Origin of the sequence: Bradyrhizobium sp. BR 1433 (assembly GCF_051547665.1) — a bacterium.
Classification (GTDB): Bacteria; Pseudomonadota; Alphaproteobacteria; order Rhizobiales; family Xanthobacteraceae; genus Bradyrhizobium; species Bradyrhizobium australafricanum.
Genome location: NZ_JBPUGG010000001.1, coordinates 3,333,962 through 3,346,958, shown reverse-complemented (window position 1 = coordinate 3,346,958; position 12,997 = coordinate 3,333,962). Strand labels below are relative to the sequence as shown.

Below are 12,997 nucleotides of genomic sequence, written 5' to 3'. Positions count from 1 at the left end.
CGCGCGGCCACGCGGCAATGGCACGTGGCCGCTTCTTCCACTGCGAGCCGGAAGATGAGACGATGGTAGAACCAAATGACGATAAGCCGCTGCTCGAGATGCGCCAGGTAACCCGGCGCTTCGGTGCACTGCTCGCGCTTGATAATGTGTCGTTCTCGGTTCGAAAGAGCGAGATCTTCGGCATCGCCGGTCCGAACGGTAGCGGCAAGAGCACGCTCTTCAATGTCATCACCGGGATTCCGTTTCCGCCGAGCGAGGGTGAGATACTGCTTGCTGGCAAGCCGATCCATCGGCTGCCCCCGCATCAGATCAGCCGGGCGGGTGTCCTTCGAACATTCCAAAAGGACGCGGAGTTTGCGACGCTGAGCGCGCGCGAGAACGTTTATGCAAGCGCCGTCTATTGCGGGAGGATGACATCGACCGAGGCGAAAGAAGCCGCCGATCAGGCACTCGATGACGTGTCACTCACGGCCGAACGCCGGGCCAAAGCTGCCTCGGACCTTTCAGTCTTTGAGCGCAAGCAGTTGATGATAGCTTCCGCAATCGCAGGCCGGCCCCAGGTGCTTCTCCTCGATGAGCCTGCCGCCGGCCTCACCAAGCCGGAAGTCACCGGGCTCTCCGATCTCATATTTGCTGTTCACCGACGCGGCATAACGGTTGTTCTCATCGAGCACGTCCTGCCGCTTCTCTTGAACGTGTCCGAACGTCTGATGATTCTCAATCACGGTGCCATCATCGCCTCAGGAAGTCCGGCAGAGGTGGTGCGTAACCCGGAGGTCGTCGAAGCCTATCTCGGCAAACGGGAGGCCAGGCTTTGAGCAACAATACGAACGCCCTCGAAATCGCCGGCTTGCGCGCCGGTTATGATGCTTCCGATGTGCTACTAGGCATGAGCTTTCACGTCGGACCGACGGAGCGCGTCGGGCTCTTTGGACCCAACGGGCACGGCAAGACGACGCTTCTCAACACGATTTCGCAGGTGATCCGCCCGCGAGCGGGAGATGTCCGCTTCATGGGCGAGCCGATCGATCGGCTCGCCCCCCAGAAGATCGTGGCACGCGGCTTGATTCACGTGCCTCAGGCCAATCGCCTCTTTCCCGACATGCAGATCATGGAGACGCTCGAGCTTGCGGCGTTCACGCCGCGCGCGCGGAACGATCTGAAGACAAATCTCGATTATGTGCTCAACCTGTTTCCCCGGCTTGCCGAGCGTCGTCGGCAGCAATGCAAGACACTGTCAGGGGGCGAGCGTCAGATGCTGTCAATCGGCGCAGGGCTCATGTGCGCGCCTCGCATGCTGATGCTGGATGAGCCAACGCTTGGGCTGTCTCCGAAGCTCAAGGACGAGCTTGCTGAGGCAATCTCGGAAATCTCGTCGCGCGGCATTCCGCTTCTTCTCGTCGAGCAGGATATCGCATTCATCCTGTCCTTGGTCGACCGCATGTACCTTGTCGACCACGGAGAGATCCGCCGGGAAATCAACCGGAGCGGAGAACTCGACCATCAGGAAATCATGGACATGTATTTCGGGTCGGAGAACGCATGATCACGAGTGACATCCTTAGCGCCATTCTCGTCAGCGGCATCGTGCTCGGCTCCGGCTATGCCTTGATGGCGAGCGGACTTTCCCTGGTATGGACGACACTTGGCATCTTCAATTTCGCGCACGGGGTGCTGATGACGCTCGGCGCCTATATCGCATGGACCGTGTCGGATGCGGCCGGGCTCAACTTCGGGCTGGGTCTGGCAATCGCCGTTTCAGCAGCGATCATGATCGGAGTGGGCATTCTGATCGAGCGGGTCATTGTTCGGCCGTTCTACGACAATCGCGATATCCTGCTCGTCACCGTCATGACGACCCTTGCCGCCATGATATTCATGCAGAAGGGGATCCAGCTTATCTGGGGGGCAAGGCTCAAGCAATTGGCTCCGATCGCGACGGGCAACGTTCAAATCTGGCAAACGACGATTTCCGCGCAGGAGGCGCTCATCATTGTCGTGGCGCCCTTGTTGCTTGGAGCGCTTTGGCTTTTCCTCGATCGTTCGCGGATAGGACGCGGAATACGGGCAGTTGGCCAGAACCCGGATGCCGCCAGGCTGATCGGCATCGACGTCTCCAGGCTTTTTATCATTACGTTCGCCCTCTCGGCTGTCCTTGCCGGGCTCACGGGCGTTCTTCTCGGCTCGATTCGTCTGCTCACTCCGGAATTCGGCTCCGAGCCGCTCGTCAAGGCATTGATCATCGTGATCTTCGGCGGGCTCGGCTCGTTGGGAGGGACAGTTGTCGCCGCCTATCTGATGGGCCTCCTTGAGGCGGCCCTCGTGTTCTTCGTAGGCATCTACTGGGCCCCCTCAATGATCTTTCTCCTGCTCATCCTCGTGCTGCTCGTCCGGCCCCAGGGGCTGCTCGGAAAGGTGGTGCGTTGATGATGGCCCGCCACGACGACAAGCTCCGCAACGGCAAGGTATGGCTGATTGGCGTCCTGCTTATCGCTGGGCTCCTTGTGCCGATCTTCGTCCAGGACAGCTATCTGCGGCATCTTTTCATCATCTCCTTTGTCTACGGGATTGTCGCAGCGAGCTGGGACCTCAGTCTTGGCTATGCCGGCATCTTCAATTTTGCCCATGTCGCCTTTTTTGGCGTGGGTGTTTACGCGACAGGACTGACCGCAAAGCTTCTCGGGATTGATCCCTGGGTTGCGATGCTCATCGGCGGGGTCGCCGCTTCTGCTGCTGCTGTCATCGTCGCTCTACCCGTCGTACGCCTTCAGGGCGTCTATGTGGTGCTGGTGACGTTTGCATTCAGCCAGCTCGTGATGCAACTTGTGATCAATCAGTCAAATCTCACCGGCGGAACGCAAGGCATGGTGCGCGTGCCGACGATATGGTTGCCGGGCTATAATTTCCTGCGCGACTACAAGCTCGGCTACTACTATGTCGCCTTTGGGCTGCTTGTCACCACGACCGTTTGTCTGCGCTGGCTGGTGCGTTCCGATTTCGGCCTCTCGATCAAAGCTCTGCGCGACAACGAGGATTACGCCGTCTCGCGCGGCATTCCGATTGCGTTGCAACGCCTGAAGGCGCTTGTGGCAAGTGCGTTCTTCACGGGAATTGCGGGCGGCTTCTACGTCATCTATCTGCGCGTTGCCTCGCCGGAGGTCTTCGACTTCTCGACCGTATCGCTCATCTTGAGCATGGTGCTTGTCGGGGGCACGTCCAGCATCTATGGGCCGCTGTTTGCTGCGCTGTTCCTGACTTTCATCTCGGAAGGGCTTGCAAGCATTAACAACTTCGCCGAAGGCCGCTTCATGCTGGTCGCGCTGGCGATGATCGTCGTCCTCCTGTTCTTTCCAAAGGGGCTAGCCTCCGCACTGCCCGCAATCCCTGCAAAGAATGCGAACCAAAAGCGATCGGGACAGTCCGTGACGGCTTCGGCAGATCAGGCGCTGATGACTTCGACCGACAAGGAGAACGAGGCTGAAGCTGCCAGTCACTCTGGGGTCCGTTGAACGACTGCAGTCGCATTCGGTGCAGGGCGAGGGGGGATTGAAGCCTTGGATCAGGCGATACGATTCGAATCGCGTGGTTGTCCGGGCATTGATCGAGGCAGCTTGAAGAGAATTGGCTGACCTCGTTGCCCTGATGACCTCGTGGGGCATGACGACGGTGAGACGACCGCGGTGCAGACTGTCGCAAGCCATCATCAACACGCTCGGTTTCGCGCGCCAGTCGTAGCGGCCAAAATGAGTGGGCAATGCCCAGTATCTCAGCTCAGGAACGAGACATGACCCGGTTGTATGAACGTGAAGCCCAATCGATTTCAAAGCTGGCTCATTTGCGCTTCTATCCGCTGGCCGTGAAAGGTGGCGCCCGCGCGACACTGATTGCGGATGACAGCAGACAGCTTCTGGATTTTGCGGCCTCCTGGGGCGCTGCGAGCCTGGGTCATTCCGATCCTCGTATCAGGGCGGCGGTTGACCGCGCTCTGTCCAACCAGGCCGGAGCAAGCTATCTTTCGAGCGCCAACCTGGCGACAGTGCAGTTGGCCGAAGAGCTCCTCTCGCTCGTGCCCTCCCGCGCAGCGGGCAGGATCTGGTTTGGCCATTCCGGTTCGGACGCCAATGAAACCGTCGCACGCATTGTCGTTGCGGCGACAGGCCGGCCGCGGATCATCTCCTTCGCAGGCGCCTACCACGGTGGCACTGCCGGCTCTGCCGCAGTCTCCGGTCACCCGTCGCAAGCTCTACCGAAGGCGCCGGGCTTGACGCTTGTGCCTTATCCCAACAGCTATGCCGACGGGCAAGAAGCTGCGGAAAAAGCCCTCGCTCAGCTCGATCGGCTTTTTGCGGGCGCTGTCCCTCCGCAAGAGGTGGCCGCTTTCTTCATCGAGCCAATCCAGTCCGACGGCGGAATGCTGGTTCCTCCAGTCGGCTTCTTTGCAGAAGTTGAACAGCGATGCCGCAAGCACGGAATTCTCCTCGTCAGTGACGAAGTGAAAGTTGGATTGGGCAGAACCGGGCGGCTGCATGCCTTTGCGCATCATGGAATCGAGCCCGACATCGTGGTGTTCGGGAAGGGGCTTGGCGGCGGATTGCCGATCTCGGCAGTCGCAGGACCGGAAGCCATCATGAATTTTGCGCCAGCATTCTCCTTCCAGACGTTGCATGGTAATCCGGTTTGCGCCGCTGCAGCGTTGGCTGTGCTTGAGGCCATCAAAACCGATCGTTTGGCTGAAAATGCTGCCAAGGTGGGGGCCCATTTGCTCATGCGTCTTAAGGCCTTGAAGCAGAGGCACGTGCTGATTGGCGACGTCCGCGGCCAAGGCCTTGCGATCGGAATAGAGCTGGTCACCGACCGGGCCACAAGGGCGCCGGCAAAACGGCAGACCGCAATGACCGTTTATCGCGCCTTCGAATATGGATTGGTGATGTTCTATGTTGGCGTCAGCTCGAATGTACTCGAGCTCACCCCGCCGTTGACGTTGACGCAGGAGGAAGCCGACCGCGGCGTCGAGATGCTTGATATGGCTCTGACAGACGTCGAGGCGGGCAAGGTGGATCCGGCGCTCGCGGGAGCCTTCGCTGGCTGGTAGTCGAAGCCCGGGGACTGGAGCTGGCGGCGAGTTCATCAGCATGTCGGCCAGAATCTGCGCGCGCTCGTCAAAGACTGATCTCGTTTCGCCCTGTCGGCCGGCCGTGACGACCGAGCCGGCGGCCTTTGGCTGAAGTCACTCGGCGGCAGTCGTCATTTCACTCTAGCGACTGCCCGGATGCGACCACGTCGTCGGCGGACATGCGGCCCTCGAGGGCCCCGGCCACTGCCTGAGTCAGACGGGTAGTTCGAGCGTACATCTGTACGGACGTGGCCTGCTCCCGGCTGGGCCGGCAAACTCCGGCTTGAACAGAAAGTCCACGTTCACGGCGCGCAAAGTCCGTTCGAAACGCACGAAAGTGAGACGGCTATGATGCGGGAAATATCGGGATCATTTGACCGGTCTCTTACGCTATTGACGCACCAACGTGTCTTCCTCGAACTGCTTTGACGAATTGCCGCGCCACGAAAGCTTTCCATCAGGTTGATGCACTGGCGAAAGGCTTGAGGAGCCTCAATCCTCGGCGGCTGCAAGATGCATCTGAACGACTGAAAAAGCGTCAAGGTCAAACGACGTTCTTCTGGTTCGCGGGGCGGCATCAGCACGCCTGGCTCTCTAACAGATCGAGAAGCCGAAAGTCAGTCCCGGCGCGGGAAAGCGCATGGGCCATGAAGCTCCTGTCGGAAAATCATGTAGATCGTCCGCTGCACGGCGTCTCACGAGACGACGGGCGACCCAGGGAAACCACTAGGCGACCAGGCATCGAAACCGGCTTGCGCGACGCGTGGGCTGCCATCATTGTCGAACGGCAGAAACAACTGAATCAAACATGAATTTCAAGGATTGGACGGACAAGGCGAGGAGCCTCGAAAGTGAGCTCGCTTCCACGTCATCGATAGAGAGGAAGCCGCTGACAACGGCCTTGTCCCGCCTCCATCTGCTTGCTTGCGAAGCGCCAATCGCCGTTCTGTCGGCTTATGAAAGAATCCAGGAAGCGCCGCTAAGGAGACTTGTCGCTGCCCGGATGGAATGGATTGTCCGGGGGGATCACCGGTGGACGCCAGATTCCGACGCCGCCGCGGTCTGGATGATGGCCCTGGCCGTGCAGATCCGGGCGGTCGATGACCTGCTCTATACTACAGCACCTACGGACTTCGGCGATCCGGATTCCGGACTCGATGATTGGCGTTGTCCGGTAACCGGCATGATCGTCGTACCCCGACCCAGGAACCTGCCGCCGTCGCGGCTCGACGGGCGCCCCTATCTCAAACGAGGGACGCTGAGGCACCGCCTGCTGCCCCGCGAGGTGGGAGGGCTCGATGTGCTTCCCCTCCGGGTGGATCTGCGCGCGTCCGGAGAAAAGAACGGGCTCGCGGCGTCGCTGTTTTCCAATCTGCGGCTGACGACCCGCCAGACGCGCGAGGGGAATTTCATCGCTGAGAGCGTCAGCTTTGACGATATCGAAGCGACCCTTGATGTCCAGATTGACCAATCCATGCAGCACGGTTGCGCGGGTGTTGTCTGGCCGGAATTGACGATCGACCCTGCGATACGAAGCAGGATTTGCGGGATGCTGAAGGAAAGGACCATCGTCAAGGAAGACGAATTCCCGCTGCACTGGCTGGTGGCCGGAAGCTGGCACGAGCTGACAGACAGGGGATTCGCCAATCGCGCGACGGTGCTGGATGGTTATGGACGGGTGCTGCACCGCTTCGACAAAGTCATTGCGGCCCGGGACGAGGACGGCCGTCTCGAGGATATCGTCCCGGGAGAATACATTCCTGTGTTGATCACCGAGACGAAACTGATCGGCTTGGCGATCTGTCGCGATTTTTGCGATCGGGCGTCCCAGACCTCACCCTATCTTGCCCTGCCGGTTGACCTGTTCGTTGTGCCCTCCATGGGCGAGGCTTCCACGATGACTGCACACCTGAATGTGGCCGCCGAGGTTCAGGCAAAAACCGGGGCGCTGGCGTTCGTGGTGCAGCAAACGGACACCCGGCAAGCCACAGAAAGGGAGCTGGGTTTTGTGCTGCCGATGCCGCCCTCGCCGAGTTATGTTGCCTCCAACTCACTGAAAGTAAAGAATAAATGGATATTTATCCCTGATTGAACCTTGGGGTTACGTTGGGACCAAATCAGGTGTAAAACGTTGTAAAACGATATCTTAATCCCTGGACAGGATAACGGTTCCATGGTGGCTTTTGACGACATCGCCCTTGGCGAAGCATCCCCGGCGGAAGCGCGGCACGTCATTCGCGACGCTTTGGCCGACGGAAGCACGCGTGCGGCCGAGAGTGTCTACCGCGCTCTGCGCGCGTGGACCTGGAAATGCCTGAGCGACGGCAGGCGTGACGAGGAACTCCGGATCTGGCACGAGATCATGTCGCGTACAGGAGCATACCTCGAAGTCGATCACAGGACCTTGGCGGACAAGATCGGCGTCCTGAAGGAGCTCATCTCGGAATCGATTACCGCAAGCGAACGCCTGTCGGTGCAGGAAGTACTGCAGCGCGGACACGTGCGCGACATTCTCATGGAGATATTCCGGGAGCCGAACCGCCGTGCCTACCGGGCAGCGCTCTTGCGAAACTTTGGGCTTGGCCAGGCCAATCTGTCACGGGTGCTGAATCTGATGACGGTAGCTGGTTTGATCCGGCGTACCAGTTTCGGCAAGCACGCAACCTTCAGTCTGACGGCTGTGGGGCTGCGCGCCGCCAAGCTCATCGCCGAAGCAGAGACGCCGGCTCCTGGTCCTCGGCGGGCAGGGCTCACGACAACGTACCACATGCCTGATCCGGTAAAACATCAGGGTGCGCAGCAGGTTCGACACTCCAAGGACCTTCTCCACCCCACCAGAAGCGCGAGTCGGTACGAGCCCGCGGCTTTCAGCAAAGCCGTTGCGGGCTGAGCCGGACGAGCGGTCCGGACCGGAGGGTCATGAAATGGTAGATGATCGATCCGTTGGCAGTCCCCGGGACCGAAGAACGCAGTCCCGATGCCGTCCGGATGTATGGTGACTTCCTCGACAACGTGACCGTCGTCAGGAATTCGCTGATGTCTCTGCTGCTTGCGGTCGGAAGCATCGAAGGCACAACTGATCGATCCGACAAGGGGCCAGGCCGGGACCGGTGCCCGGCCAGCCGGTACTTGTCCCGTTCGTCGAGATGAAGCTCGAAGGCGAGCAGGAACCGTATTTTGCCAACGTACTTACACTCGATAACGTAGCCTATCTGATCTACGACCTGACCCAGGACTTCAAGGTAGTCTGCGAACAGCTTCTCTCCGTGACCAGGGGCGGTATGCCTCCTGAAGCAGGGCGCATCGAATTATCGAAAGAATGGATGAAGCTCGCGAGCGAACAAGCCGCTGACGCCTTCAGGGATCTGGAGGCAATTTCGTCCAGCCTGGAGCGCTCTCGGTAGAGACGAGTATACGACCTGCCACCGCGCAAACTTGCGGACGAAGCCGGGTTTCAAGCTCGAATCCGATCGTGCGGGTATCGCGAAACGGCAGTTCATCGCCGATCAGCGAGATCGCACGCCGTCGTCGGCGCGACAGGGGCTCGCGAGCTGATGGTGGTCAAAGCTGCTGACACGGGACGTGGTCGAGCCGGTGGTCCGCAAGGTCAACCAGAAGCGGATCACCAACTCGAAAGAGTTGCGCAAGCTTCGTTCGGCGCCGTCTTTGCGCCGGGCTGCTCGTCGACGCAGCGCATATCACGATCTTGTTGCTCGCACCTCCGGGTCTGGTTACCAATCGTCGATCGAACGGAATTCCGGGACTGGCTGTTTGAGCAGCAGCCAAAGCTCAATACGTTGCAGTTTTCAGACATTCCGGTTCAACGAAAGTAATCCAATGGCCGAGTCGGCGGGTCCCTCCAACCAGGAGGGCATCTTCTATCAGAACAGCGTCGCCGCGCAGTATCTGGCCGAGTTGTTGAGCCTGCAGCCGATCCCGCCCGGAGAGCGCGTCGTGGAGGTCAGGGTGGAGGCTCCTGTGCACGTCGACGACATGGTCGTGCGATACGCGGATGGACATCGCGACTGGATACAAGCGAAGTCCAGTCTGCGCCAGTCTGGCGAGCCCTGGGGCGATCTCTGGAAATCTTTCGCCGCCCAGGCGGCGAACCGGACATTTGATCCGGATGATCGGCTCGTCATCGCAATCGGACGGCGGACCGGCCTTTCGGATCGGTTGCAGGCGCTCATAGATCGCGCATCGACTTCCGGGAGCGCAAGCGAATTGCTGGCTCGTGCGGGTTCGGATTCCGCCCGGACGTATCGAGCGATCGAAGAGGTCTTGCCCGACCCCGTTTCTCCGTTCCGTCTTTTGAGATGCACGCAGTTGCGCGTTCTACCGCTCGAAGACATTGAGGCCTGGTTCGCCCGGCTCGATCTGGGCACGGCCTCAGCCGTCCCGAGACCGCTACTCTCCAATCTTCGCGATATGGTCGGCGGCGCGGCCAGGCTCAGAGGCACTTTCAGGGCCTTGCCGTTGCGGATCAGACTGTCGCAAGGCTTCGGTACGGACTTGTTCGAGCCGAGAGAATGGGGGCTGGCGGCCTATCGCGGCACCCTGCAGCGTTCGGCGCGCGTGGAGGTGCCCGGCAAAGGCATCAGCGCGCCTGTTCGAGACCTTGTTGTCTGGCCGCGAGCGCGACGCCGCAATGCCGGACCGGCACAGGACTTCGAAGATGAAATCCCGCGTTGGGAGAGCGAACGGGGGTCCGGCGACGTCAACCTTTCCCGCTTTCCGCAATCCGACCTCGCTCGATGCATTCTGGTCGCGGGACCGGGTATGGGCAAATCGACCCTGATCTCTGCGTTGGTGGCCGGTCTCGTGAATACGCCGATCATTCCCGTCGAAATTGCTCTTGGCGCCTTCGCTGCGCACGGCGAGAGTGTGATGGAATTCTTGCAAGGGCCGATCAATCGGGAATATTCGGTACGCGTCGACTGGCAACGGCTTGCCGATCAGGGGCTGATCTGCGTTTTTTTTGATGGTCTCGACGAGGTGGCCACCTCCAGGCGCGGGCCATTGCTGCGCAGGATCAGCCTGTTCTCATCGCGTTTTCCCGACGTGCCATGGCTGCTGACCGTCCGCGATCCGGCCGCATTGAACGGTCCGCTGGATGGTGAACTGCTGGAGCTCCAGCCATTCGACAATCCAGAGATTTCCAGCCTGGTCGATAAATTCAAGATCTGGTCACCCGGCCTGGACCGCTGGAATTTTACCGACGATCTGAAGGCTTATCCCGACCTGGCGCGGCTTGCGCGGATACCGCTGTTCCTGTCGATCATGCTTGCGAGCTGGTCGCCGAACACTCTCCTGCCTCGAAAGCGGGCGGATGTAATCGAGACCTATTTGGGGACGCTCTTCGACCCCGATCGTCAAAACCATCTCCTGCCGACGTTGACAGGGACCCGGTTGCGGCAGGTTGCGCAAGCTCTTGCCTTCAACAGTCTCGAGCGGGAGGAAATAGGATTGTCGAGGCGCCAGGCGTTGCAGGCCATCGCCTTGCACGCCGACGGTCCGGCTGATGCAGTGCTGGGCCAGCTGGTGGCCGCAGGGGTGTTGCGTTCAGCAAGCGACGGCCGGCTTCAATTCCCCTATCCTGTCGTCCAGGAATATCTGGCGGCGGCGCACCTCGTCGACAGGGAAGCCGACCAGATCGCGGTGCGCATCGGTGATGTCGTAAAGAGACCCTGGGCACAGGTCCTTCAATTCGCGCTCGAACTGCTTGCTGACCCGACGCCGCATGTGAGGGCCATGCTGGATGCGCAGGACGATGTATTCTCGACAGGGCTACGTCTGATCGGCCGTTGTGTCGCCAACGGAGCAGCGGTAGATCCCGAATTGCGCAACGACATCGGTTCACGGCTCGCCAGGCTTTGGGGGGAATCGAGCTACCATATTCGCGAACGGGTGGGCCGGATGATAGTCGATGCCTACGCAGATCCCCTTCATCCCGAAGTCCGCAAGCGACTTGGCTGGCGTTGGCTGTTGAACAGCGGCGCAGGCGAAATCATAAGCCGTGCGGCGGATCCTGCTCTTACCCGCGCAGTCGTGCAGCAGCTGTTCGATCGCAAGCTCGAGCGATTCATGAATCTGCACGATTTCAAGAACGCTCTTCAGGCCATCGGGTCCGAGATTGCGGCCAGGATCGCTACGTCAGCGCGGGATCCCGATATCACGGAGAACGTTGTTGAAGGCCTCGTGGAATTTCTGGATCAGATAAGCCTGTCTGGCAGAAGACGCGCTACCGCTTGCAGCCATCGCCCACGACGTCGATCTTCCGTTGTATCTGCGACTCGCTGCCCGGGGTGCGATTGCCGACCCGCCGGACGAGAGCAGTCTTTCGATGGCCAGAGACGGGCTCGAGGACAGCGAATGGAAAGTCCAGCGGGCGGCGCTGAGAGTCCTCGCTCGGTGCCTTGATCCGGCCGAAGCATTCGGCGGCATCCTGACCGATGGCGACGTCACCGACGAAGCGAAGGCATATCTCGTCGAGCACATGGGCATGGCGTTGCGCGATCCGGCGGCGAGGGGGCAGATCGCCGGCAAAATCCTCGAGCTTCCGGATCTCGACGCGCGGCATGCCGACATCCTGCGGATATATCGTCTCCGGGCGGGTGACCGACAGGCGATGATAGACATGGTTGAGCGCCTGGATACGCTATCGAGCGAAATGACACAGGCCGTGCTGATATCGCTCAACCAGTTCCCCGAAGAAGCGATTGGTCTGCGAGCACTTGAGAAGGTACAAGGCCGCCTCGACAGGCCTTCCGAGGTCCCTGGACTATCCAGAGCGGCTCTTACTGGCCTGACGGAGAGGATCAGCCATGATGGCTGGTCCTCCTATGCAATTGACCCTGCGGGGCCGCACCCTTCGCTCGAGGCCTGGTCTATCATGTTCGACCGATGGATCGCCACGAACGGTCTCACGAAAATCGAGCGACTGAGGACGCTGAGCGGTTTGTTGAAGCATCGCCCGGAACTCATCGAGGCGATCAGGGACATCATATTCAGCGCCGTCGATCCCGATGCTCCCGAATGGGATGAGGACCAGGATGGACACCAACTTCGGCACGGTCTCGATGAGCTCAGGCGTATGCGCGTGCACGTGCCAATAGATCTGGCTGAAGCATTCATCAGGGCACGGCGGTCGAATCTGCATTACGCGGGCGTGAACGTGCTCGAAGCGCTGGCGACCGAAGCGGCACTGGATCGTTTGCTGGCACTTTACAAACATATGGAACCTGATCGTCAGTCCTATATGCTTGGCGCGATCGAGGTTGTCGCAAGCCGTCTCAATATCACGATCACCGAAGAACATCTCGAGCGTGGCTCTTTATAAGCCTTCGTCCCGCTTCAACGGCTCCTCTCCAACTGTTCGCGGCTGCCGTGTGCACATAACAGGGTTTCCTCATTTCGTCGTCCGGTTCTCCGCATGCAGCACGCTTGCGCGAGGTTTGTTTGCGGTGTGAGGATCACAGTCCGGCGACCGACCATTCGGCAACAGCAGTCCGGAACCAGGGCCGCGACGCCTGCCGAAGGTGGACGGATCTCTCATCCAGCTTAGTCAAGAGATTGCCAGACCAGGCTCGGCCTTCTTCGGATTCATCGTCATTTTACCGCAACGCGGATTTCGACAGGATCCGGTTGTTGAATCCCATGCTTTTCCCAGGGATGCCCCTGGGCGGACCAATGTCCCGCATGTGACAGGATCGGTCAGGCTGGAGCGGCGGCAAACCCGGGATTGTCGTCGTTTCCCCGGCAAGCTACCGATCCGGACGGCGGCGCGCCGCGTGGCAAAGGAGGAGATGGTGAAGCAGAGCCAGTTCTCACTGATGGCAATTGCGTGCGGCTTCATCCTGGCCTTTCCTCCCCAGGTTCATGAAA

10 protein-coding genes are annotated in these 12,997 nt (G+C 60.0%); all 10 read left to right on the top strand.

Annotated elements, in window-relative coordinates; translation table 11 throughout:
* Positions 1-17: 17 nt before the first annotated feature.
* The 10 genes from ACSKB9_RS16500 to ACSKB9_RS16455 all read left to right on the top strand — a co-directional run bounded on the left by ACSKB9_RS16500 (position 18) and on the right by ACSKB9_RS16455 (position 12,452).
* A complete protein-coding gene (locus ACSKB9_RS16500; protein WP_438074276.1) occupies positions 18-818 on the top strand; it encodes an ABC transporter ATP-binding protein in 801 nt (266 codons plus the stop codon).
* Positions 815-1,546 carry an ABC transporter ATP-binding protein gene (locus tag ACSKB9_RS16495; protein WP_438074275.1) on the top strand — a complete coding sequence of 244 codons (732 nt, stop codon included), beginning with the start codon at positions 815-817 and terminating at the stop codon, positions 1,544-1,546. Before ACSKB9_RS16500 ends, ACSKB9_RS16495 begins: the two co-directional genes overlap by 4 nt.
* On the top strand, positions 1,543-2,427 hold the full coding sequence (locus ACSKB9_RS16490) for a branched-chain amino acid ABC transporter permease (RefSeq protein ID WP_438074274.1): 885 nt from the start codon (positions 1,543-1,545) through the stop codon (positions 2,425-2,427). The genes ACSKB9_RS16495 and ACSKB9_RS16490 overlap by 4 nt, the downstream gene beginning before the upstream one ends.
* On the top strand, positions 2,427-3,509 hold the full coding sequence (locus ACSKB9_RS16485) for a branched-chain amino acid ABC transporter permease (protein WP_438074273.1): 1,083 nt from the start codon (positions 2,427-2,429) through the stop codon (positions 3,507-3,509). Before ACSKB9_RS16490 ends, ACSKB9_RS16485 begins: the two co-directional genes overlap by 1 nt.
* Positions 3,510-3,784: 275 nt before the next feature.
* The gene (locus ACSKB9_RS16480; protein ID WP_438074272.1) at positions 3,785-5,092 is read left to right on the top strand and encodes an aspartate aminotransferase family protein; all 1,308 of its coding nucleotides are present in this window, start codon (positions 3,785-3,787) and stop codon (positions 5,090-5,092) included.
* Between the two features lie 829 nt (positions 5,093-5,921).
* Positions 5,922-7,205 (top strand): hypothetical protein, encoded by a 1,284-nt coding sequence (locus tag ACSKB9_RS16475; RefSeq protein WP_438074271.1) that lies wholly within the window; start codon positions 5,922-5,924, stop codon positions 7,203-7,205.
* A gap of 81 nt (positions 7,206-7,286) precedes the next feature.
* A complete protein-coding gene (locus ACSKB9_RS16470) occupies positions 7,287-8,003 on the top strand; it encodes a hypothetical protein (protein WP_438074270.1) in 717 nt (238 codons plus the stop codon).
* 220 nt (positions 8,004-8,223) lie between these two features.
* Complete coding sequence (locus ACSKB9_RS16465) at positions 8,224-8,517, top strand: hypothetical protein (protein ID WP_438074269.1); 294 nt, start codon at positions 8,224-8,226, stop codon at positions 8,515-8,517.
* Between the two features lie 178 nt (positions 8,518-8,695).
* Entirely contained in the window at positions 8,696-11,533 is a 2,838-nt protein-coding gene (locus ACSKB9_RS16460) for an NACHT domain-containing protein (protein ID WP_438074268.1), read from the top strand.
* A complete protein-coding gene (locus ACSKB9_RS16455; RefSeq protein ID WP_438074267.1) occupies positions 11,457-12,452 on the top strand; it encodes a hypothetical protein in 996 nt (331 codons plus the stop codon). The genes ACSKB9_RS16460 and ACSKB9_RS16455 overlap by 77 nt, the downstream gene beginning before the upstream one ends.
* The last annotated feature ends 545 nt before the right edge of the window (positions 12,453-12,997 follow it).